This is a genomic window from Demequina aurantiaca, assembly GCF_050598105.1.
GTDB lineage: Bacteria > Actinomycetota > Actinomycetes > Actinomycetales > Demequinaceae > Demequina > Demequina aurantiaca_A.
Genome location: NZ_CP192436.1, coordinates 1,763,920 through 1,785,930 on the forward strand (window position 1 = coordinate 1,763,920; position 22,011 = coordinate 1,785,930).

Genomic DNA, 22,011 nt, shown 5'->3' on the forward strand with positions numbered 1-22,011 from the left:
CGACGACGTCGCATTGGCGCGCGTGTCGCCGATAATCCGCGCGAGACTTTAGCCCTTGGACGTGATGGGCAGGGTGGGCGCGCTGACGTCGATCACCTTCGCGTCCTCGGCGTCGCCCGACGCGAGCAGTACCTCGAGGACTCTCGCCTTCAGGACTGACTGCTCGGAGCTTCCCCACTCCACGCGCGGCCCCTTGCGCAGAGTGAAGACCACGGAGTCCTCGGTCTGTGCCTTGATGATGTCGACACGCGAGCTCACCTCATCGGGCAACACGTCGACGACTCCGAGTACCGACTTCAGGACGCGAACGTTGTCCTCACCCACCGGCACCTCGATCAACGGGAGGTCCTCGGGCGCCTCGTCAGCACGGCCCACCTGGACGGCCTCGTCGTCGACCAGCAGGAAGCCGCCGTCGGGGTCCGGGATTGCCGCGACGGGCTCGCGCGACTCTATGGTGATCGCCAGCCCCGCCGGCCATTCGCGCTCGATCTGTACTGCCCTCACCCCAGGAACATCCCGGATCTCGTTCGCCAGGTGGGTCGTGTTGAGCAGTGCCAGCGAGGTCCCCTCGTGAGTCGCGACAGCGGCCTCTACTTCCGCGGGGTCAACGACGGTTCCAAAACCGCTGGCATCGACCTTCTCGGAATCGAGGGCGAATAATGGCGACAACAGCACGAGCCACACGGCGACGACCCCGGCCCCGACGTACGCGGCGCGCTTGGCCCACTTGATGAGCGAGACCCGGTGCTCGGCCCTGGAGCGCTCCTTCAGCCGGTCCTGCATCCGCGTGGTCACATTGCCGAGCGCCGCCTTGGAGTGGTTGAGTGTCGCGGTCAGCGGGGAGGCGGGTTCCACGTCTCCCGCGGGCCCGCGCGGGCCCTTGCGAATCTGGCTCGACGTGGCGATCGCGATCCGGCTCCACGGCGCGTTGCGCTTTGCAGTGGCGTCGTCTTTGCCAGCTTGAGAGGGTCGCACCGGGCTAGGCGGCCGCGCGACGATGCGCGTGGTGCTCACCGGCGCTGAGTCGGGCGCGGTCGCCTTCTGGGTGCGCGGTCGCTTGGTCACCCGGAGCCGCGGCTTGGTGGCGTTGGCCGGCTTGGGCTGCGTCGTCGACTTGGCGGGCTTGGCCGCGCTAGCGGGCTTGGCCGCGCTGGCGGGCTTGGCCTGCTTGCGCGGAGTTGCCTGCTTGGCACCCTTGGACTGCCCCGTCGACTTGGGCTGCGGCGCGGCCTTCGCGCGGGGCGCGGATGGGCGCTTACGCCCCCCTCCCTGCGCTGACTGCTGCGGCGAGGGCGGGCGTCGATCCTCAGACATCGCTGGACGCTGACGGCGCGAGCGCGGCGAGGATCCAGTCCGCGGCGAGCGTCACGGTGCCAGAGCCAACGGTAAACACCGTGTCGCCGGGTCGCACGAGCGCGGCGGCGACCGCGGCCGCCTCGGCCAGATCCTCCACCACCGTCACCGTAGAGCCTTCGCCCGGGTGGGTCTGGTCCGCGATGAGTTGCGAGTTCACGCCCTCGATGGGGTCCTCGCGGTCGCCGTGAACTCCGGCGATCACCACGTCGGCGTCGGTCAGGGACAACGCGCGCCCGAAGGACGCGGAGTGCGCCTGTGTTCTGCTGAACAGCGCGGGCTGGAACAGCACGACCATGCGGCCCACTCCCGACTCGCGTGCGCCCCGCAGCACCGCGCTCACCTCGGTGGGGTGATGAGCGTAGTCGTCGATGACGTTCACGTCGCCGACCGTTCCCCGCAGCTGATAGCGACGCCCGGTGCCGGCAAACGTCGCGAGCGCCTCGGCGGCCTCACGGGGGTCGGCGCCCACCTGAACGGCGGCGATCCACGCGGCCGCGGCATTCAGCCGGTTGTGATCGCCCGGCATGACCAGGCCCGCGTCAAAGGTGGTGTCCGCGCGTCGCATCTGGCCGTCCGAGACCACCACGTCCGCGTCGGCCGCGTGACCATAGGTCACCACCGCATCGGCGCCATGGCCGGAGCCCTGCGCGATCCGCAACGCGTCGGCGTCGTCAGCGCAGACCACCAGGGTCGAGGCCGCGGCGGCGAAACGTGCGAACGCGTCCTCCATTGCCTCGACGGTGCCGTAAAAGTCCAGGTGATCGGGCTCTACATTCGTGAGGATCGCGACGTCCGCGTCATACCGAAGGAACGATCCGTCGGACTCGTCCGCCTCGACCACCGCTATTCCCGCGGTGCCCGCGTAGCCACCCGCCACCGCGCCGTCGATGCCGAACACCCGCGCGCCCACCGCGTAGCTCGCGTCGATTCCGCAGTGGTGCAGCACGTGCGCGACCATGGCGGAGGTGGTGGTCTTACCGTGTGTCCCGGCGACCGCGATGATTCGCTGCCCCTCGAGGGCGCGCACGAGCGCCTCGGACCGGTGCCACACGTCGATTCCAGCCTCGCGAGCCCGCGCGAGCTCCGGGTTGGACTCGCGGATTGCGGTGGAGATCACCACCGCGACGGCGCCGTCGACGAGCGCAGGGTCGTGACCGACACGCACGTCCATTCCAGCGTCGCGCAGTGCCCTGAAGTACGCGCTCTCGCCCCGGTCGGAGCCGCTCACGGAGTAACCGCGGGCCGCGATGAGCCGCGCGACGGCGGACATCCCCGAGCCGCCCACCCCGATGAAGTGGACGCGCCCGCGGTCCGCCGTGGTGGCGTCCGTTGCTGCGCTTGAGTCCGTCACCGCGCCGCCGCCTCGATCATGTCCGCAAGCCGACTCGCTCCATCCGCGATGCCTACGGTCGCGGCCGCTGCGCGCATCGACTGCGCCACCTCAGGGTCCAGCACCATACGTTCGGTCGCGAGCACGAGCAGCTCCGGGGTGAGGTCCGCGTTGTCGATCAGTTCGGCGGCACCCGCCGCGACGGCGCCGCTCGCGTTGAGGGCCTGCTCGCCGTTGCCGTGCGGGAGCGGCACGTAGAGCGCAGGGATACCCATCGCGGTGGTCTCCGCCACCGTCCCGGCGCCGCTGCGGCACACCACGGCGTCGGCCGCCGCGAGCGCCGTCGCCATGTCGTGCAGATATTCGTGGACCGCGTACCGGTCGCGCAGCTTCGCCTTGAGGTCTCCGTGTGCGCGACGCGCGTCGTCGTCCTTGCCGCGCCCTGTGGCGTGCAGCACGTACAGCCCGTGATCGAGCAGGGTCGGCACCGCGGCGACGACGGCCTCGTTCACGCTGGCCGCGCCCTGCGACCCTCCCGTGACGAGCACGACGGGGGCGTCTGCCGGCCAGCCGAGGGCCTCCCGCGCCGCGCGGCGGGCGCCCTCGCGCGCGCCGGGCTCCGCGAGCGTGCGGGCCAGCTCCGTGATCTCGCTGCGCAGCGGCAGCCCGGTCTCGATTGCCCCCTTGAGGGGCGTGTCCGCAAAGGTCACGGCGACGTGGTCGGTGAACCTGGCTCCGAGCTTGTTTGCCATTCCGGGGCGGACATTGCCCTCGTGAACCACGATCGGCACCTTGAGCCTGCGCGCGGCGACGTACGCGGGAGTGGAGACGTACCCGCCGAACCCCACCACCACATCGGCGCCGCTCGAACGGATCGCGTCCTTGGCAGCGGCCACGGCGGCCCGCCAGCGGCCGGGAAAGCGAAACATGTCCGGCGAGGGTCGGCGCGGCATCGGCACGCGCGGCACCTCGAGCAGCGGCAGACCGGCGCGCGGGACGAGGTCCTGCTCCAGTCCCTCCGCGGTGCCCAATACGGTGACGGAGTGTCCCCGCCGGGTGAGCTCGGCTGCGGTGGCGAGCAGCGGGTTGACGTGCCCGGCCGTGCCACCCCCCGCGAGCAGGAATGACTTAGCCACGACGCCCCCTCGACAACACGGTGAGCGAACGCTTAATCACCGAGGAGCGAGCGGCGAAGGCCTGCTGCGCCCCGGGCTCGTTCCTGGCAAACGCCATCAGCACACCTATCGCGGTCATGGACATGATCAGCGACGAGCCTCCGGAGGACAGAATCGGTAGCGGAACCCCGGTGGGCGGTGCGAGGCCGATGACTACGGCGATGTTGAGGCACGCCTGGCCGACGATCCAGAAGCCGATGGCGGCGCCCGCGATCTGCACGAAGGGGTCGCGCGAGCGGCTCACGATGCGGGTGACCGCGACCACGATCATCGCGAACGCGGCGAGGACCAGTAGCGTTCCGACGATCCCGTACTCCTCGCCGAGCACCGCGAAGATGAAGTCGCTGTCCGCGACGGGCAGACCGCCCCACTTCTCGCGGCTCATGCCGGGCCCGAGTCCCCACAACCCGCCCGAGGCGAGCGCCCATTCGGCATGCGTGGTCTGCTGGCAATCGCCTTGGACGTCGCAGGTATCCGAGAAGAACGTGTTGATGCGTGCCATGCGGCTGGTGCCCTGTTGAAGCAGGTACATCACGCCCACGCCGCCGACGATCGCGAAGAGCCCGAAGAACCTTGCGGGCAATCCGGCCACCCAGTACGCGGCCGCGATCATGAGCGCCATCACCATGGCCGTACCCATGTCGTGTCCGGCGAGCACCAGGATCAGCACTGCACCGGCGCCAATACCGCCGGGAACGAGCGCGCGCTTGAGGCTGGTGAGCTCGTTGCGGAAGGTCGACAGCACGACGCCCAGATACAGGGCGATTGCCAGCTTGCCAATCTCGGAGGGCTGGATAGTCACGGGCCCGATGGGGAGCCAATTCTTGTTACCGCCGGAGGCGGAACCGACCAGGTACACCAGCACCAGCAGCACTAGCGAGCCCAGCAGCACCACAGGGGCGAGCCGCTTCCAGGTCTTGACGCTCAGTCGCGATCCGATGATCAGGGCGACGAGCCCGACGGTCATCGCCGCCGCCTGGATCATGAACAGCGCGTATGGGTTACCGTCCGTCTGCTTGATCGACAGGATCGAGGAGCTCGACAGCACCATCGCCAGTCCGATGACGGCCAGGATGGTGGTCGCCGCGACCAGGAGGTAATACGAGGTGGCGGCGGAACGAATAGACGATGCAGAGGCGTCACGCTTTGATGCGGTTGCCGTCATGCCCCAGTCCTATCTCCCTAGCGCCTTCACCGCCTGAGCGAAAGCATCCCCGCGATCCGCGTAGCTGCGGAACTGATCCATAGATGCACAAGCGGGCGACAGTAATACCGTGTCGCCAGCGTGTGCCACGATGCGCGCGGCGGCCACTGCCCGCGTCATGACAGTGTCTCCCGGTTCAACGCAGGTGACCGGGATATCTGCCGCGTGTCTCGCCAGCGACTGAAGCAATGGCTCCGGATCCACGCCGATCAGGATCACCTCCCGCACGCGTGGCGCGATGGAGCGCACCATCTCGTCGAAGTCCTGATCCTTGGCAAGCCCGCCCGCAACCCACACCACCGAGCGCTGCTCGCGGCCGCCGAAGGCCGCCAGCACCGCGTGCGCGTTGGTGGCCTTGGAGTCGTCCACGTACGTGACACCGTCGAGTTCGCGCACGGTCGCCGTCCGATGCGCGTCCAGAGCAAACCCGCGCAGCCCGTCGCGCACCGCGGACGCTGGCACGCCGGCGGCCCTGGTGAGCGCCGCGGCGCAGAGCGCGTTGAAGATCAGATACGGCGGCACTGCGCCCGCCACTAGGTGTTGCAGGTCATCGACGTGGCCGAGTTCGAGCGCCTCGGTGCGACGCGTCTCGCTAAACGCGCGGTCGCACAGCACTCCGTCGACCACCCCGAGCTGGGATACGGTGGGCGCGCCGAGCGTGATGCCGATGGCCCTGCACCCGTCCTGCACGTCCGCGTCCGCGACCATCGCCTCGATCCGCTCGTCGTGCGCTGGATACACGCAGGCGACCTCCACGTTGCGGTAGACCCGCGCCTTGGCCGCGCGGTAATTCTCGATGCCGCCGTGCCAGTCGGTGTGGTCGTCATCCACGTTGAGAGCCACGGCCGCGAGTGGGGCGATGGTGGAGCTGAAGTGCAGTTGCAGGCTGGCGATCTCGACCGCCACCAGGTCGTGTTGCTCACGCGCGGCGGCAATGACCGACACCCCCATGTTGCCGCACACCGCGACATCGAGGCCCGCGGCCGCTGCGATGGCCCCGACCATCTGCGTGGTGGTGGTCTTGCCGTTGGTGCCGGTGATCAGCACCCAGGGGATGTCCTGGCGGCGCACCCGCCACGCGAACTCCATCTCCGACCAGATCTCGAGCCCGGCGCTCTCGCAGGCGGTCACCGCGGCACTGTGTGGCGCGAAGCCGGGGGACGCCATCGCGACGTCGAATTCGGCGAGGTTCACATCGTCTGTGCTGAGGGCATCGGCGCTGCCGTTCGAGTCGACGGTTGTGACCGTCGCCCCCAACTCCAATGCGGCGGTACGTGCCGAGGACCCCGCGACACCCACGCCCAGGACGAGCACGCGCAAGCCGTCTAGCGTCACAGCGAGCTGACCCACTCCGCGTAGAACAGGCCCATGCCGACGCCCGCGCACAGCCCCGCGATGATCCAGAAGCGGATCACGATGGTGACCTCGCCCCAGCCGATCAGCTCGAAGTGGTGATGCAGCGGGGCCATCTTGAAGATGCGTTTACCGGTCAGCTTGAAGGATGCGATCTGGAGCACCGAGCTCAGCACGATGATGACGAATAGTCCGCCGATGATCACGCCGAGGACCTCGGTGCGCGACACGATGGTCAGGCCCGCGATGGCGCCGCCGAGCGCGAGGGAGCCTGTGTCTCCCATGAAGATCTTGGCGGGGCTGGCGTTCCACCACAGGAACCCGAAGCACGCGCCGGCGATGGCCGCGGAGAGGATCGCGAGGTCCCCTGGATCGCGCACCTCGTAGCAGAGGCTGGTGCTCTCGCCGATGCCGCAGGTCTGGTTTCCCTGCCAGATGGTCAGCAGGACGTACGCACCGAAGAAGACGATCGCCGTCCCGGTCGCGAGCCCGTCCAGGCCATCGGTCAGATTGACGGCGTTGGACCACGCGGTGATCAGGAAGTTCGACCACACCACGAACAGGATGATGCCGACCGCCGGTCCCCAATAGGCCAGGTCGAGGGCAGTGTCGCGCAGGAAGGAGATGGAGGTGGAGGCCGGGGCGAGCCCGCGCGAGTTGGAGAACTGCAGCGCGAGGATTCCGAACGTGACGCCAATGATGCCCTGACCCAGGAACTTCCAGCGCGCGCGCAGGCCAAGCGACCGTTCGCGGGTGATCTTGATGCCGTCGTCCAGGAATCCCACCAGGCCGAGTCCGACCATGAGGAAAACCACGAGGATAGACGATGCGCTGGGCAGCCTCCCCGTCCCGATATTCGCGATGAGCCACGCGAGCACGGCCGCCAGGATGATGACGATGCCGCCCATGGTGGGCGTTCCGCGCTTGACGTGGTGACTCGCCGGCCCATCCTGACGAATGAACTGACCGTACTGGCGCCGAGTGAGGTACCGAATCAGAAGGGGCGTCCCCAATAGGGAAAGCACCAGCGAAATCGCTCCCGCGGCTACGACCGCTCTCATTCATTCACTCCCACAAGTTGGTCTGCAAGCTTCCAGAGCCCGGATCCGTGCGACGCCTTGACCAGCACGGTGTCTCCGGGGGCCAGCCGCTCGCTCAGGAACGTCCGGGCCTCCTCAATCGTAGCGACCCAGGCGGCCTCGTCACCCCACGACCCCTCTTGGACCGCGGATGTGAAGGCTGCCCTCGCCCCGGCTCCCACCACGAGCAGGTGATCCACACCAAGCCTCACCACGTCCTGGCCGATGTCGCTGTGGGCCGCGATGGACGCGTCCCCCATCTCAAGCATCTCCCCGATCACGGCAAAGGTGCGCCCGGCTTCGCCCACCGCCATCAGCGCGCGCAGCGCGGCGCGCATGCTCTCGGGGCTAGCGTTATACGAGTCGTCGATCACGGTGACGCCGTCGGTGCGGGTGGTCACCGCCATGCGGTGCGCCGACAGCGGTCGCGCGGCCGCGACCGCGTCGATCGCCTTGTAATACTCGATGCCGCACGTCAGCGCCACCGCGATCGCGGCGAGCGCGTTGGTCACGTGATGCTCCCCCACCAGCGCGAGCTGAATCGCGTAGGGGACGGCGTCCGTTCCCGACTCCCCCGCGCTCTGGCCCGGGTCGTCGGGGTCATGGAAAGGCGCGTCGGACGCGAAGGACGTCTGGACGACGGGCGTGAATTCCGCGCGGCCTTCCACCAGGCGTGGTCGCGACGCCACGAGGCTGACCGCCGGGTCCTCTGTCGCCCCAAAGGTGCGCACCGTGAGGCTCTTGGCGTGGACCGCTGGGACGTCCCGCATGCGAATGACGCGACCGTCGTCCGCGTTGAGCAGCACCGTGCCGCCCGGGACGACTCCGTCGATGATGGTGGACTTCTCCGCCGCCAGCGCCCCGATGGAGCCGTAGCCGCCCACGTGCGCTGAACCAACCGTGAGCACCACCGCGATGTCCAGCGGCGCAATGGCGGTCAGGTAGCCGATGTCTCCCGGCGCACTCGCGCCCATCTCCAACACCAGGTGACGCGTGGACTCGTCCGCGCGCAGCACCGTCAGCGGCAGCCCGATCTCGTTGTTGAAGCTGCCGACTGGAGCCACGACGTCGGGGAGCACCTGTGCCAGCAGGTCCTTGGTCGAGGTCTTGCCGTTTGAGCCGGTGATTCCCACCACGGTGAGGTCGCCCTCGACGCGCAGCAGCGCGAGGTAGGCCTGCGCTAGCCGCCCCAGAGCCTCGGTCACGTCATCGACCATGACGTGCGGGGCGCCAACGGCGTGCTGCACCAGGCACAGCGTCGCGCCTGCGGCGATTGCCTGGTCGACGTAGTCGTGACCGTCTACACGGTCCCCGATGAACGCCGCGTACAGCGCCCCCGGCGTGACGTCGCGGGTGTCCTTCTCTACTGACGTGACGCGCACGTCGACGTCGGCAACCAGGGTCCCGCCTACTGCGTTCGCGACCCACTGCGCGGTCAACTGCCTCATTGCGCGTCCCTCTCTTGGAAACTCTCTTCGCCGGCGCGTTCCGCCACGATGCGGGCCTGCGCCTGCAGGTAGGCGTCGCGGTCGTTGTAGCGATAGAACACTCCGGCCACCTCCTGCGTGGGCTCGTGGCCCTTCCCGGTCACGATCACGGTATCCCCCGGCACGCCCAGTCGGAGTCCGTACTCCACCGCGGCCACGCGCGGCTCGACCTCGTGGACGTCTGCCAGCGACGGACGAACCTTCTCGATTCCAGCGCGGATCGCGGCGCGAACCGCGGCCGGCTCCTCGGAACGCGGGTTCTCGTCGGTGAGCACGATCACGTCGGCCAGCCGCGCGGCAATCTCGCCCATCACCGGGCGCTTGCCCTGGTCGCGGTCGCCGTCGGAGCCAAAGATCAGGATTAGCTTGCCCGGCGTGATCGGCCGCACCCCCTCGAGCGCGAGCGTCAGCGCATCGGGCGTGTGGGCGTAGTCGACGATCGCGAGCGGGTCCTCATCGCTGCGTTCGATGACCCGCTCCATGCGCCCGGGCACACCGTGCGCGCTAGCGACGCCATTGATTGCGTCGGCGAGCGCGATGCCGGCCGCGTGCGCCGTGACGATCGCCACCATCGCGTTCGAGACGTTGACCAGACCGGGCAACGGGCTATGGGCCTCGTGCAGCCCACCCTGCGGGTCGCGGAAAGTGAATCGCGACCCCACCCCGTCGAGGCCGACGTCCGCGTCGGTCACTGCCCAGTCAGCCGCCAACGCCGCGTCGGACTGGGCGCTTTCCAGCCTGGTCGCCACGGTCTCGACCGGGATGGCGACCTGGGACGCGAGCTGACGTCCCCACTGGTCGTCGATGTTGATGACTCCGCGGCGGGCCCGGCCGGGCTCAAAGAGCTTGGCCTTGGCGGCGAGATAGTTCTCCATGGTGCCGTGGAAGTCCAGGTGGTCCCACTGCAGGTTGGTAAAGACGGCCACCGCAAACTCGACTCCGCTGATGCGTTCGAGCTGCGCCGCGTGCGAACTCACCTCGGTGATGGCCGCGGTGACGCCCTCCTCGCGCATGCGCGCCAGCAAAGCATGCAGGACGGGTGCCTCCACAGTGGTGCGCGGGCTCTCGATTGCCTGATCGCCGATTCGCAGCTCTACGGTTCCCATCAGCCCGCGGTGCGCGTGGGCCTGGGCGAGGGCATTGTCGATGAAATAGCTGGTGGTGGTCTTTCCGTTGGTGCCGGTGACTCCGATGAAAACCAGGTCCCGGGACGGGTCGCCGTAGATGAGCGCCGCCGCCTCGCCCATGGCGCGCCGGGCATCGGCCGCGACCAGTATCGGCACGCCGATGCCAGCCTGCTCGAGCTGCGCGGCTCCCGCGGCGTCGGTGAGGATGGCGACGGCACCGGACGCCACCGCATCGGCCGCATAAACCGCGCCGTGCCGCTTGAAGCCCGCAAACGCCCCGAACAGGTCGCCCGCGGCGATGTTCTGCGAGTCCACGCTCGCGCCGGACACGCTCACATCGCGGGCAGACTCGGGACAAGCGGTGCCGGAACGGGCCGCGACCTCGCCGAGCGAGACTGGCGCGACACTGGACGGGCGTAGCGCCATCTCAGCCAAAATTACTCCCAGGTGGTCGGGTAAAGCTCCGCCGATTCGCCTGACGGGGGCACACGCAGCGCCTGCAACGCGAACGTCGCAACGTCCTTGAACACCGGCGCCGCCACAGTACCGCCCCAGATCGAGGTCTTCGGTTCGTACATGATGACGGATACGACGATACGCGGGTCGTCGGCGGGTGCCATCCCCACGAATGACGCGATGATCTTGGTGAGCTGCCCGTTGTCGTCGGCGGCCTGGGCGGTACCCGTCTTGCCCGCCACTCGATAGCCCTCAATCTGGGCGAGCCCGCCGGTGCCTTCCTCGGTCACGTCCTCGAGCATCAGCATCAACTCGTCCGAGGTCTTCTCGGAGATCACGCGGGTGGGTTCGTCTAGCTCGCGCGGCGTGAAGGAGCCGTCCGCGTGCTGAAGACCCTTGACGATGGTGGGCTGAAGCCGTACTCCCCCGTTAGCGACGGTCTGGTACACCTGCGCGGTCTGCAGCGCGGTCACCGAGACACCCTGCCCGTACAGCACCGCGTACTTGGTGCGGCCATCCCAGTCCTGCCAGGGGTGCAGGATTCCGCCCGACTCATCGGGCAGGCCCACGTTGGTGGGGGTGCCGAAGCCGAAGGCGGAGAGGTAGTCGTAGCGGGTCTCCTCGGAGAGCTTCTCCCCCACCTGCACCGTGCCGGTGTTCGACGATTGGACCAGGACGCCCGCGAGCGTGAGCTTCTGAGTGCCCAGGTCGTGGGAGTCCTTGAACGTCTGATTGTTGGAGGTCGTGTACTGGTACGGCGCGGTGAACTCGGACGTGGGCGTGGCCACGCCCTCCTCGAGGGCGGCCGCCATGGTGATGACCTTGCCTGTCGAGCCGGGCTCGAACACGGTGGAGACCGTGCGTGCCGCGCGGGCGTTGGCGTCGGTGGCGCCGGGATCGTTGGGGTCCACCGAATCGGAGTCCACCAGCGCCAGGATCTCTCCGGTCTGCACGTCCTCGACGGTCACCATGGCGCGCTCGGAACCGGTTGTTTCCAGCGCCTCGGCGACGATCTTCTGCACCTGCCACTGAATGTCGCGGTCGATGGTCAACACGACGGTCGATCCAGGCACGGCCGGGGTCTCCTCGAACTCGCCGGTGGGGATGATCGTGCCTCCGCCGCCCTTCTCGTACGTGATGGACCCGGGCTTACCCAGCAGTTCGTCCTCATACAGGAGTTCGGTGCCCGCGGCACCCTTCTCCCCCACGCTGTCGGAGCTTCCCGCCACAAATCCCACCACGTTGCCAGCGATGTCGCCGTTCGGGTAGACCCGCTCGGAGGTGGGTTCCGGCTCGATGCCGTAGATGTTCTCGTCGCTCACGAGCGCCCACGTCTCGGGAGTGATGTCCTTCGCGATGTACTTGAAGGTGCTGTCGCCCATCATGTCCGCGGCGAGTTCCGACTCCTTGAGCCCCAGGATGGGCGCGAGAATCTTGGCCGCATCCAGCGGACCCTCCGCCACGATCTGGCCGTTCTCGGTGCGCGTAAACTCCGCGAGCAGCTTCTGGTTGACCCCGACGTTGTAGCGCTTGACCGAGGTGGCCAGCACCACCCCATTGCGGTCCACGATGTCCGCGCGCTGGGTGTCGACCTCCGACGTGACGAGTCGCTGGGCGAGCGCCACCTGGGAGAGCTCCGCGGCGTTAACGCCCTGGACGAGCACCAGGCGGCCGGCGAAGACCACCATCAGCGCGAGCAGCGCCATCGCGAGGATCCGCTGGCGCTTGACGGGGTGCCCCACGGTCGGGGCGACGGAACGCTGCGTAGTTGCCATCTGCTACTCCCCGCCCGATTCGAGCACAACGCCCTCTTCGAGCGAAACAAAGCCCAGCGTCTCGGCGGGCACCATGCCCATGTCCGCAGCCGACTTGGCAAGGAACTGGGGCGACGAGTTGGATTCGAGCGTGGTCACCAGGGTCGATCGTTCCTGGTGCAGGTCGGCGATCTCGATCTTGAGGTCGCGGCGCTCGTACGCGCCGCTCGCCATGGTGGTGTTCAGCAGCAGCACCGACGCCATCGCTGCCAGCACGATCGACACGCAGACCCAGGCGAACGGAACCATCGACCGCATCTGCTCCGGTGCCGCGACCGCGCGCAGGTGCTCGCGTCGTCGGGGTGCCTGTGCCGGTTTGCCGCGAGGGTCTGAGGGACGCGCGGATGGGCGCTGCTGACGCAGCGGTGCCGCGCTCACGAGGTCCTCCTGAGTCGCTCGAGGGGGGTGAGACGAGTGCGTACGGCGGCCCTCAGGCGCACCGGCTTGGAGCGTGGATTATCTTCGGCCTGCGCCTCGCTCGCCATCTCGGCTCCGCGAGTCAACAGCTTGAGGTACGGCTGGTCCTCGTCCGGAATGATCGGCATCCCGGGGGGCGCCGACGCGGTGGCGCCGGCGGCGAAGGCCTGCTTGACGATGCGGTCCTCGAGCGAGTGGTAGGACATCACGACGATCCGCCCGCCCACCGGGGTGGCCTCGATCACGGTCGGGATGGTGCGCTCGAGCACCTCGAGTTCACGGTTGACCGCGATCCGGAGCGCTTGGAAAGTGCGCTTGGCCGGGTTGCCCCCGGTCTGGCGCTTGGCCGCGGGAATCGCCGCGCGCACCAGCTCGACCAGATCCGCGCTGCGGGTGATCGGCTCGGTCTCGCGGCGGCGGACTATCGAGCGCGCGATCCTCGGCGCGAAGCGCTCCTCGCCGTACTCGCGGAAGATACGTGCCAGATCCCGCTCCGACAGGTTTGCGAGCAGATCCGCGGCCGTGGTCGCGTCCTCGCGATTCATGCGCATGTCGAGAGGGGCGTCCTGAGCGTAGGAGAACCCGCGCTCGGCCTCGTCGATCTGCAGCGAGCTCACGCCCAGGTCCAGCAGGATTCCGTCGGCCCTCTTCGCCCCGACGCGCGCGAGCGCACCCGCGATGTCGTCGTACTCGGCGTGATGCGCCACAAAGCGGTCGCCGAAGGGCGCCAGCCGCTCGCTAGCGAGAGCGATGGCGTCTGTGTCGCGGTCAATGCCGACGACTGTCACCTGCGGGCACCGGCGCAATAGCGCCTCGGTGTGACCGCCCATCCCGAGCGTGCCGTCGATCGCTATCGCGCCGGGCGCCTCGAGCGCGGGTGCCAGGAGGTCGATGCAGCGGTCAAGCATGACCGGCTGGTGCCGGGAAGCTGCGTCCTGCGTCATTGCCCCTCCTTACGAGTCGCGATTGCTGTGATTTAAGGTGACGTGCCCCGAGGTCTCCCTCCGGCTCTCTGTCGGGGGGAAGTCCGTCAGAGTCGCGCGGGTGGAGGCCACGGGGCACGTCGGCGTTACATGTCTTGGAAAACTTCTGCTGCGGTGGCTGCGTATTCGTCCTCGCCGCGCTCGAGGTACTCGTTCCACGCGTCGATGTCCCAAATCTCAACCCGCGAACCTAGACCCACGACTGCGACCTCGCGGTCGATGCCCGCGTACGTCCGCAGCGGCTGCGACAGCAGGATGCGTCCCTGCTTGTCCGGGATGTCGTCGGATGCGTACCCCAGGAAGTTGCGCAGGTAGTCACGCGCGTTCTTGTTCTCGAGCGGGGCCTTGCGTAGCCGATCGTGGATACTCGCGAACTCGTCGAGCGGGAAGAGGAAGATGCAGCGGTCCAGGCCGCGCGTGGCGACCAGCCCGGAGGCCAACCGACCGCGGAACTTTGCGGGCAGGATCAGCCTGCCCTTGTCGTCCAGCCTGGGCGTGAACGTGCCAAGGAAGACCCCTGTGGGGCCCAACCCATGTGCGGTTGTCTCCGACACGTCCATTCACCTCCCCAACGCCACGACTCGCCAGTTGTCCCCACATTACTCCACTTCTCTCCACTTTTTGGGTTGAATGCCCATATTGGACGCTTCAGACTTGTAAATCCCCAGGTAAGAACCAATAAATCTAAGTGGAGCGGTTTACGCGTCCTCCAATCGCATAGGCTCATGAGGAACCGCAAAGGAGCACCCATGCCACAGCCGTTGCCCACAGAGGCGGAACTCACCGAGGTCGCCGAGGTCACCGCGCGAATCCGAGAGTCGATTTCGACCGTGCTGTCCGGGCTCGACTCCGCAGTCACCGCGGCTCTCGCGACGCTGCTCGCCGAGGGTCACCTGCTCATGGAGGACGTGCCCGGGGTCGGCAAGACCACGCTGGCGCGCGCGCTCGCGGCGAGCATCGAATGCTCCGTGGGGCGCATCCAGTTCACGCCCGACCTACTGCCGTCAGACGTGACCGGAGTCAGCATCTTTCGTGCCGCCGATGCTGTTTTCGAGTTCAGGCCCGGGCCCGTCTTCGCCAACGTGGTCATTGCCGACGAGATCAACCGCGCCTCGCCCAAGACGCAGTCTGCGCTGCTCGAGGCCATGGGTGAGCGGTCAGTCACCACGGACGGAACGACTCGCGCCGTCCCCCGTCCTTTCCTGGTGGTCGCGACCCAGAACCCCATCGAGATGGAGGGTACCTATCCCCTGCCCGAGGCTCAGCGGGACCGGTTCATGGCACAGGTCTCCGTCGGCTACCCCTCCGCCCGTGACGAGATGGCCATGATGGAGGCACACGACGGGCGCGACCCCTTGGCGGAAGTGACCCCGGTGTCCGACACCGAGACGGTGGCCCGACTTATCGGCGTGGTGCGCCGCATCTACGCGGCTCCCGCGGTCAAGCAGTACATCGTCGACATCGCCAGGGAGACGCGGGCCGATGGCGCCCTCCGTCTGGGCGCGTCACCGCGCGCAGCCCTGCAGCTGCTAGCGGCGGCCAAGGCCAGGGCGGCGATGGCCGCGCGCAATCACGTCCTGCCCGACGACGTCAAGGCCCTCGCGGTACCCGTGCTCGCGCACAGGCTCATCTCCTCGACCGAGGCCCGGCTCGCGGGCCGCACCTCCGATCAGGTGGTCCGCGAGATCCTCGCGCGCATGCCGGTGCCCGCCGAGGCGCGCGACTCTCCACCGCGGCGCGAGCGCGCCTTCCCCCGGCCGCAGGCGGCTGCAGTTCAATGACCCGACGCCCCCTGCGCACCCCCGGGTCCTCGACGGTGATGACCGCGCGGGGCATCGGGGTGGGCGCTTCTGGGGTGGTCATCGCGATCCTGGGCGTCGGCCTCGCAAGCACCATCCTGGTGTGGGTGGGCGTCGCCATGGTGGCCACCGTCGTGGTCGCGGTCGTGTGGCTGGTCGCCGCGGTCTCGATGTTCCGGCGGCGTTTCCCGGACGCCTGGCGAACCGTCACTCCCCACCCGCTCACCGCGGGAGGATCTGGCACGGTGAACGTCAGCATCCGCACCTCCCGACACCGGCAACGCCTGGGGTTCAGCGGCGCCCTAGCTTCGTCGCTAGATATCAGGGAGCAGGCTGCCGCGGAACTCACCGGTGGCCTCGCCACCAAGGCGACCGTCGCGCGCTCCGCCGAGGAGCTGAGCCTCGACTACCAGGTCAACGCCACTCATCGCGGCCGGTGGCCGCTCGGACCGGCGCTCGTGAAGGTGTCCGAACCGCTGGGCATGATCTGGGCGGACGTACCCGCGGGCAACGTCGAGAACGTCCCCGTGTGGCCGCGCATCACCGATCTCTCCGCGGCGACCAGTGCCATCATGGGGCAGTCCGACCGCGTGGTCATGGGGGCGCGCACCCCGTCCGCCGACGACGTGTCGCTGCGGGACTACCGCGACGGGGACGACCTGCGCAGGGTTCACTGGAAGAGCACCGCCCGGCGCGGCGAGATGGTAGTGCGTGCCGACGAGCGTGCCGGGGTGCGGCCGGCCACTGTGCTGCTCGACCTGCCCGTCAACCCGGCTGCTGCGGAATGGAGCATTAGCGCGGCGGCGTCGGTGGCTGTCTCCGTGCTCGAGTCCGGCCACCCCGTGCGCCTCGTTGGCGCGGACGCACCCCTCGACGTCGATGCCCTGGCGGGCTCGGACTCCCGCGATGGCGCCCGGGCGCGCATTCTGAACGCGACCATCGACCTCGGCGTCCCGGTGACGCGGGAGGACTCACTCGACAACACCCGTCGGGCCGCCACCTTCGCCGTGAGGGAGGCCGCGTTCGGAGAAGTAGTCGTCGCAATCTTCGACCCCCTTCCCGAGGACATCCTGGCTGCGCTGGTCCCGCTGGGAGACACCGGGAGCGCGTGGGCCATCGTCCGCACCGGCGATGGGATGCGTCACGACGAGCGAGCCGAGCACACCGCATCGGCGCTGAGCCGCTCCGGGTGGAAGGCCATCACCGCGTCAATGCGCGACGACCTCCCGACGGTCTGGAACGAACTAGTTGCGGGTGGCGGCCAGTGACCCGGCGAGGTCGTGCAGCCCCGACGGTGCGCGCGGCGAACCCCTCATGGCTGGTGACGCTGCTGATCGCGCTCGCGGCGCTGCTGGGGCTAGCCGGACTCGACATCGTCATCGACTACGACACCTGGGTTCGCACGGTCATCGCCACCGTCCTTGCCGTCGCGGCGCTCGTCGCCTTTACCCGCCGGCGCACGGCCTCCAAGTGGATCCCCACCGCGGTAGGTGCGGCGGGCGCACTGCTCCTCCTGATCTGGAACTACGCCGAGCGCGCGGACGGATCCCACCATGTACTGCCCACGCCCGCGGCGCTGCGAGACCTGAGCAGCGCCATCGCGCAGGGCATCCACCACGCGGAGGTCTCCACCATCCCGGTGGTCGCCACCCCGGGGTTTGCCGCGCTGATGGCAGCCTCGGTTCTCATCATATTTCTGGCAGCCGAGCACCTGTCTGTCTCGTGGGGGCTCACCGCGACCGCGGGTATCCTGCTGCTGCTTCCGTGGTTGCCCGCGGCCATACTTCAGCACCAGGTGTCCGTCCGGTACCTCGTGCTCGCCATCGCGTGCTGGGTGGGCGCGATGGCCCTCACGCGGATCCCCTCCAGCCAACCGCGCGCCGCCAACCCCGTCGCCGCGACAGCAACCGTCGGGGCCGTCGTCGCCGCTGCCGTCTTACTCGCGCCGCTCGCCGTCGGCGCCCCAGGGTGGGGCGTCATCCCGCGATTCGAGGCCCCCAGCGGGCTTGACGGTACTACCCGACTCAACCTGGCCCTCGACCTACGGAGCTCGCTCACCACCAAGTCGGGCACCACGGTCCTGGTGTACGCGACGTCCTCCGGCGAGCCGACCGACACCCTGCGGCTGTACACGCTGACGGACTTCGACGGCAATTCCTGGGAACGCGACCCGACCACCAGCGCATCGGTTCCCGCCGACGCTGGGGTGCTGTGGCCCACCGCGGTCCAGGACTGGGACACGAGCGAGCGCGAACGCGTCGACATTCAGGTGCGAGGACTGTCGGAGAAAAACCTCCCGATTCCGAGCGCGCCACGCACCGTAGACGTCGGCTCCACGTGGTTCTACTACGCCGACCAGGACGAGGTCAGCAGCGACCAGAGCACAACCAAGGACCTCTTCTACTCGGTAGTCACAGACCTCAACTACCACCAGCGGGACGTCCTCGTCGCGACCCAGGCTGAGATCGACGGCGGCGCGGACCAAGCCGTCGACCCAAGTTACCTGGAGCTGTCCCCCGCCATCGACGCGGAGCGGATGTCTACCCTCGCGCGGGACGTGACGGAACGCGCTGACACCCGCTACGACCAGGCGATGGCCATCCAGCAGTACCTGCGCAGCCCACTCAATTTCACTTACGACACCACGGTCCCTCCCACAGGCGACGACTCGGTCTCCGAGTTCCTCGACTCCGGGTCGGGGTACTGTGTCCAGTTCGGCACCGCCATGGTGGTGCTCGCGCGGTCGCTCGACATTCCCGCCCGATTGGCCGTGGGGTTCCTGGGGGGCGCGGCGACCGACGACAACACCTTCGCGGTGCGCGGCTCAGATGCCCACGCGTGGCCGGAACTGTACTTCGCCGAGGAGGGCTGGGTGCGCTTCGAGCCCACACCCGCCATCCAGACCGGGGCGCCTCCCACCTACGCTGACCCCACCGCAGGGGCAGGGCAATCCACCGGCACGGTGCCGGACTCCGTGCGCCCCGACCAGGCGGGAGACCTCCCCAATCCGGTGGTGCAGGATGCGACGGGCGGCGCTCAGAGCGACGCGAACGGCCCCGGTGTCGGCTGGTGGATCGCGGCGGGACTGCTGCTCGCGGCCGGCACGGTTGGCGCGACTCGATGGTGGCGGAGGCGGCCTCGTCACCACCTCGCCGTCACCGAGCCCGAGCGCGCCTGGCGGATTCTGGGCGAGAACCTGGGCACGAGCATCGGCTGGCCGTCAGCGCTCACGCCCCTCGAGGCGGCAGCCCATATCGAGGAGAAGCTGCGTCCGTTACACGCTCACTTGAGCGAATCCGGTGAGGAGGCGCTCGCCCGTGTCACGGCAGCGGTCTCCGACTCGCGCTACCGCCTTGGCGAGGCTGAGGACCCTGGCAACACTGGTTTGGAGGCCGATGCCCGTGCAGTCGCGTCCGAGGTCGAGCGCGCCGTCAAGGGCAAACCCGTAGCCCGATAGCGCGGCGAACGGACGCAGGTCGCTCACGCGGCGAGACTCGCGAACCGCACAAAGCGGTGAGCGCGGCTCTGACTAGAGGTTGCCCTCGTCGCGACGACGCTCGAAACGCTCCTCGACACGACCCATGAAACCCTTGCCGTCTTTGGTGGCCGTCGGCTTGGGCGCGGGGCCAGCAGCGTCGCTGGCCCTAGGCTCCCGCTTCTTGGCCGCCGATGCGGTATTGCCTCCAGTGATGCCCCAAATTGCGGCGGCAAGCATGACAGCAAAGCCCGCGATACCCAGCGCAGTAATCTGCGTCATTGCGCCTGCGAGCACTACGCCGAGGCCGGCTACGACCCCGAACACTGCCCACGTGAGGTGAGCACGGGACTTCTGGCCGCGCGCCATAGCATGGCCCAACTTCGGGTCTGAGCCGAGGTCGTTCTCAAGCTGCTCGAGCACGCGCTGCTCATATTCAGAAAGCGGCACGGTGACCTCCTTTAGGTTACTGTCCAGCCCAGTCTAGTTGCATTTTGGTGCCGAGACCAGTCTCAGCTAAGTCCCATCACGCATCGAACGACGCTCACGCGATCCCCGGGTGTCGGACCACCGGGTCTACAGTGAACGCCATGGCCCGCCACGCACCCGTTTCCATCGCTCCGAACACCCCTCGGGGCACCCCGATCAAGATTGGGTCCGGCACCGTCGAATTGCGTGACGAGTCTGATGGTTCAACGACTGTGTGGGTCAATAATGTTCCCAGTTCCAGCATGCGGCCCGAAATGGATGTGCTGGACTTCGAATACATGCGTCACATGGCGGCGGCTGTCGACGCCTGGAACCCCGTGGGCCGTTGGCTCGCGCTCCACGTTGGTGCGGCGGCGTGCTCGCTGCCCCGCTACCTCGCGCACGCTTACCCCGAGTCGGGTCACATCGCTGTCGACATCGACACCACGCTGCCCGAGTTGGTGCGTGAATGGTGGGACTTGCCGCGCGCTCCGCGCCTGCGGATCCGCACCCAGGATGGTCTCGCCGCACTTGAAACGCGCAGGGACGACAGCCTCGATCTGGTGGTAAGAGACGCGTTCGCCGGAGACGCGACACCCCCCCACCTCGCGGATGCCGAGTGGTGGCGTCAGGCCAGGCGAGCCGTGCGCCCGTCCGGACTCGTCGTCGCCAATGTGGGCACCAGGCCCGGCACGATCCTGGGCCGGGACGACACTCGGGCGGCGCGCGCACATTTCTCGCACGTGGTCGCGGTCGCCGAGCACGCGGTCCTCAAGGGCAAACGCCGCGGGAACGTGGTCCTCGTCGCGGGCGACTCAATCGACACGGGGGCGCTCGGTCGGTACGCCGCGTCAGCTCCGTTGCCTACCGGGGTAGACGCCGGCTGGAACCGCTAGACGCGACCGGGCGGCGTGCCCTCATGATCCGCATCGGCTAAGAACTGCCCGGCTGAGAACCAGCCGGAAACAACAATGGTCGCTCTCCCTAAGGAGAGCGACCATTGTCGCGCGTAGTCACGGCGCGTACGCCGTCACTACAGAGGCCTATGTTCAGAAGGCAAGCGACGAACGCAAGCGCGCGTCAACTGCCAAGTCTGAGAAGACTAGAGGGGGCGAACCTGCTCTGCCTGGGGACCCTTGGGGCCCTCGGTGACCTCGAACTCGACGCGCTGCGCCTCTTCGAGGGACTTGTAACCATCGGTCACGATCGCGGAGTAGTGCACGAAAACGTCGGCGCCGCCGCCGTCCTGTGCGATAAATCCGTAGCCCTTTTCGGCGTTAAACCACTTCACAGCACCCTGTGCCATTTGTATTTCCTATCTGTACTGCCCGGAGACGGGAAGCAAGGACACCGTGCCCCTGCTTGTCGCCGTAATGCTTTGTTCCACGCCCTTGATCAGACAGGTTTCGCACACTACGTTCTTGCAACCGTCCTAATTGTGGCACGTTTTATGAGTTTGGGGGGGAATCTGGCCGTTGTTGTTCAAGAAATTGTTCAAATGCCGCTCCCAACTCGTCCGCAGAGGGCAGCGATCCGTCCATCGGAATCACTCCTTCGCGGGATTCTATGAGCGCGTCATACTGACTTTCGAGCTGGTGCACGAGTCCTTGAATTTCATCGGAATCGGCCATCTGCCTGTTGATTTCCTCCGTGGCGACCGCCGCGGCGTCGTCCAGGTCCCCGGTCGACAGCACCAACCCGGACACGTCCTCAATGGACCGCATGGCGCGCTGGGCGGCCTGGGGGTAGGAACTCTGCGCGAGGTAATGCGGAACGTGCACCGCGACGCCGATCGCGTCCAAATCCCACTGCCCAAAACGGTATTCCATGAGATTTTGCGACGACGCGGGCACCGCGACGGTGCCGAAGATGCTCGGCGCGTCGGGAAGAAGCTCCTGTCGAGTGCCGTGCACCGTGGCCGTCAGGGGACGAGTGTGGGGGGCGCCCATCGGGACCCCGTGAGTCCCCAGGGTGAGTCCCACGCCCAACTTCTCGACGATCTCGCGAACCGCGCGGATGTAGCGCTCCCACTGCACGTCCGGCTCGAAGCCGTGCAGCAGCAGGAAGGCGGTGCCCTCCGCGTCAGTCACCATGTCAAGCTCAAGGTGAGGCTCGTCGTAGTCCGTCCACTGGTTGACCGAGAACGTCATCTCTGGACGGCGGGACCGGTAGTCGAGCAGTTGGTCCATATCGAACGTCGCGACGCGCACCGGGTCGCTGTGTTCAAGCACGTGGTCAGCCACGATGGCGCCCGCCCGGCCGGCATCGATGAAGCCGCGCAGCGAGTACATCAGCACGGCGGAGCCATGTGATGACCGTGCCGCCCAAGTCTCGAGGCCTTGCGGGTCCCACGTCACTAGAGGTATGTCATTCATACGGTCATCCTTTCACGCCGATGCACGGCCGGGGCCAGTCCTCGCTGCGAGCGAACGACGCTCTCACTGGTCGGCGCGCCCGGCCACCTTTGCGATAATGGACAACTGTCTCG

General features: G+C 67.9%; 19 protein-coding genes. 4 read left to right on the plus strand and 15 right to left on the minus strand.

Annotated features, from left to right (window positions below; translation table 11 throughout):
* Positions 1–48: 48 nt before the first annotated feature.
* From ACQU6B_RS07970 to mraZ, 12 genes are all read right to left on the minus strand, one after another.
* The gene (locus tag ACQU6B_RS07970) at positions 49–1,314 is read right to left on the minus strand and encodes an FtsQ-type POTRA domain-containing protein (protein ID WP_430867016.1); all 1,266 of its coding nucleotides are present in this window, start codon (positions 1,312–1,314) and stop codon (positions 49–51) included.
* Positions 1,307–2,707, minus strand: coding sequence for a UDP-N-acetylmuramate--L-alanine ligase (gene murC / locus ACQU6B_RS07975; RefSeq protein WP_430867017.1), 1,401 nt, complete (start codon positions 2,705–2,707; stop codon positions 1,307–1,309). Before murC ends, ACQU6B_RS07970 begins: the two co-directional genes overlap by 8 nt.
* The gene (gene murG / locus ACQU6B_RS07980) at positions 2,704–3,822 is read right to left on the minus strand and encodes an undecaprenyldiphospho-muramoylpentapeptide beta-N-acetylglucosaminyltransferase (protein WP_430867018.1); all 1,119 of its coding nucleotides are present in this window, start codon (positions 3,820–3,822) and stop codon (positions 2,704–2,706) included. The genes murC and murG overlap by 4 nt, the downstream gene beginning before the upstream one ends.
* Positions 3,815–5,026: an FtsW/RodA/SpoVE family cell cycle protein gene (locus ACQU6B_RS07985; protein ID WP_430867019.1), complete on the minus strand. Its 1,212-nt coding sequence runs from the start codon at positions 5,024–5,026 to the stop codon at positions 3,815–3,817. The genes murG and ACQU6B_RS07985 overlap by 8 nt, the downstream gene beginning before the upstream one ends.
* 9 nt (positions 5,027–5,035) lie before the next feature.
* Entirely contained in the window at positions 5,036–6,415 is a 1,380-nt protein-coding gene (murD, locus tag ACQU6B_RS07990) for a UDP-N-acetylmuramoyl-L-alanine--D-glutamate ligase (protein WP_430867020.1), read from the minus strand.
* Entirely contained in the window at positions 6,397–7,479 is a 1,083-nt protein-coding gene (gene mraY / locus ACQU6B_RS07995) for a phospho-N-acetylmuramoyl-pentapeptide-transferase (protein WP_430867021.1), read from the minus strand. Before mraY ends, murD begins: the two co-directional genes overlap by 19 nt.
* Entirely contained in the window at positions 7,476–8,945 is a 1,470-nt protein-coding gene (locus ACQU6B_RS08000) for a UDP-N-acetylmuramoyl-tripeptide--D-alanyl-D-alanine ligase (protein WP_430867022.1), read from the minus strand. The genes mraY and ACQU6B_RS08000 overlap by 4 nt, the downstream gene beginning before the upstream one ends.
* On the minus strand, positions 8,942–10,537 hold the full coding sequence (locus ACQU6B_RS08005) for a UDP-N-acetylmuramoyl-L-alanyl-D-glutamate--2,6-diaminopimelate ligase (RefSeq protein WP_430869227.1): 1,596 nt from the start codon (positions 10,535–10,537) through the stop codon (positions 8,942–8,944). The genes ACQU6B_RS08000 and ACQU6B_RS08005 overlap by 4 nt, the downstream gene beginning before the upstream one ends.
* 11 nt (positions 10,538–10,548) lie before the next feature.
* Positions 10,549–12,342, minus strand: coding sequence for a peptidoglycan D,D-transpeptidase FtsI family protein (locus ACQU6B_RS08010; RefSeq protein WP_430867023.1), 1,794 nt, complete (start codon positions 12,340–12,342; stop codon positions 10,549–10,551).
* A 3-nt stretch (positions 12,343–12,345) separates the two neighbouring features.
* Positions 12,346–12,759, minus strand: coding sequence for a hypothetical protein (locus ACQU6B_RS08015; RefSeq protein WP_430867024.1), 414 nt, complete (start codon positions 12,757–12,759; stop codon positions 12,346–12,348).
* Complete coding sequence (gene rsmH, locus ACQU6B_RS08020; protein WP_430867025.1) at positions 12,756–13,742, minus strand: 16S rRNA (cytosine(1402)-N(4))-methyltransferase RsmH; 987 nt, start codon at positions 13,740–13,742, stop codon at positions 12,756–12,758. Before rsmH ends, ACQU6B_RS08015 begins: the two co-directional genes overlap by 4 nt.
* A gap of 125 nt (positions 13,743–13,867) precedes the next feature.
* Positions 13,868–14,335 (minus strand): division/cell wall cluster transcriptional repressor MraZ, encoded by a 468-nt coding sequence (gene mraZ, locus ACQU6B_RS08025; RefSeq protein ID WP_430867026.1) that lies wholly within the window; start codon positions 14,333–14,335, stop codon positions 13,868–13,870.
* 195 nt (positions 14,336–14,530) lie between these two features.
* On the opposite strand from mraZ, the gene ACQU6B_RS08030 reads away from it, so the two are divergent.
* The 3 genes from ACQU6B_RS08030 to ACQU6B_RS08040 are packed head-to-tail and all read left to right on the plus strand — an operon-like array spanning position 14,531 to position 19,037.
* Positions 14,531–15,562, plus strand: a complete 1,032-nt coding sequence (locus ACQU6B_RS08030; protein WP_430867027.1) for an AAA family ATPase — start codon at positions 14,531–14,533, stop codon at positions 15,560–15,562.
* Positions 15,559–16,848: a DUF58 domain-containing protein gene (locus ACQU6B_RS08035; protein ID WP_430867028.1), complete on the plus strand. Its 1,290-nt coding sequence runs from the start codon at positions 15,559–15,561 to the stop codon at positions 16,846–16,848. The genes ACQU6B_RS08030 and ACQU6B_RS08035 overlap by 4 nt, the downstream gene beginning before the upstream one ends.
* Positions 16,845–19,037, plus strand: coding sequence for a transglutaminaseTgpA domain-containing protein (locus ACQU6B_RS08040; protein WP_430867029.1), 2,193 nt, complete (start codon positions 16,845–16,847; stop codon positions 19,035–19,037). Before ACQU6B_RS08035 ends, ACQU6B_RS08040 begins: the two co-directional genes overlap by 4 nt.
* 72 nt (positions 19,038–19,109) lie before the next feature.
* Here ACQU6B_RS08040 and ACQU6B_RS08045 read toward each other — a convergent pair whose 3' ends face one another.
* Complete coding sequence (locus tag ACQU6B_RS08045; protein WP_430867030.1) at positions 19,110–19,505, minus strand: DUF3040 domain-containing protein; 396 nt, start codon at positions 19,503–19,505, stop codon at positions 19,110–19,112.
* A 140-nt stretch (positions 19,506–19,645) separates the two neighbouring features.
* Here ACQU6B_RS08045 and ACQU6B_RS08050 point away from each other — a divergent pair, with 140 nt between their 5' ends.
* The gene (locus ACQU6B_RS08050) at positions 19,646–20,419 is read left to right on the plus strand and encodes a spermidine synthase (RefSeq protein WP_430867031.1); all 774 of its coding nucleotides are present in this window, start codon (positions 19,646–19,648) and stop codon (positions 20,417–20,419) included.
* Positions 20,420–20,625: 206 nt separating this feature from the next.
* Here ACQU6B_RS08050 and ACQU6B_RS08055 read toward each other — a convergent pair whose 3' ends face one another.
* Positions 20,626–20,829 (minus strand): cold-shock protein, encoded by a 204-nt coding sequence (locus tag ACQU6B_RS08055; protein WP_061964501.1) that lies wholly within the window; start codon positions 20,827–20,829, stop codon positions 20,626–20,628.
* A gap of 142 nt (positions 20,830–20,971) precedes the next feature.
* Positions 20,972–21,898 (minus strand): PAC2 family protein, encoded by a 927-nt coding sequence (locus ACQU6B_RS08060; protein WP_430867032.1) that lies wholly within the window; start codon positions 21,896–21,898, stop codon positions 20,972–20,974.
* Between the last annotated feature and the right edge of the window lie 113 nt (positions 21,899–22,011).

Excerpts from the sequence above, each read along its gene's own strand:
- ACQU6B_RS07970 (WP_430867016.1), bottom strand. The coding sequence starts at position 1,314 with ATGTCTGAGGATCGACGCCCGCCCTCGCCGCAGCAGTCAGCGCAGGGA.
- ACQU6B_RS07985 (WP_430867019.1), bottom strand. The coding sequence starts at position 5,026 with ATGACGGCAACCGCATCAAAGCGTGACGCCTCTGCATCGTCTATTCGT.
- mraY (WP_430867021.1), bottom strand. The coding sequence starts at position 7,479 with ATGAGAGCGGTCGTAGCCGCGGGAGCGATTTCGCTGGTGCTTTCCCTA.
- ACQU6B_RS08000 (WP_430867022.1), bottom strand. The coding sequence starts at position 8,945 with ATGAGGCAGTTGACCGCGCAGTGGGTCGCGAACGCAGTAGGCGGGACC.
- ACQU6B_RS08005 (WP_430869227.1), bottom strand. The coding sequence starts at position 10,537 with ATGGCGCTACGCCCGTCCAGTGTCGCGCCAGTCTCGCTCGGCGAGGTC.
- ACQU6B_RS08010 (WP_430867023.1), bottom strand. The coding sequence starts at position 12,342 with ATGGCAACTACGCAGCGTTCCGTCGCCCCGACCGTGGGGCACCCCGTC.
- rsmH (WP_430867025.1), bottom strand. The coding sequence starts at position 13,742 with ATGACGCAGGACGCAGCTTCCCGGCACCAGCCGGTCATGCTTGACCGC.
- ACQU6B_RS08030 (WP_430867027.1), top strand. The coding sequence starts at position 14,531 with ATGCCACAGCCGTTGCCCACAGAGGCGGAACTCACCGAGGTCGCCGAG.
- ACQU6B_RS08035 (WP_430867028.1), top strand. The coding sequence starts at position 15,559 with ATGACCCGACGCCCCCTGCGCACCCCCGGGTCCTCGACGGTGATGACC.
- ACQU6B_RS08050 (WP_430867031.1), top strand. The coding sequence starts at position 19,646 with ATGGCCCGCCACGCACCCGTTTCCATCGCTCCGAACACCCCTCGGGGC.
- ACQU6B_RS08055 (WP_061964501.1), bottom strand. The coding sequence starts at position 20,829 with ATGGCACAGGGTGCTGTGAAGTGGTTTAACGCCGAAAAGGGCTACGGA.
- ACQU6B_RS08060 (WP_430867032.1), bottom strand. The coding sequence starts at position 21,898 with ATGAATGACATACCTCTAGTGACGTGGGACCCGCAAGGCCTCGAGACT.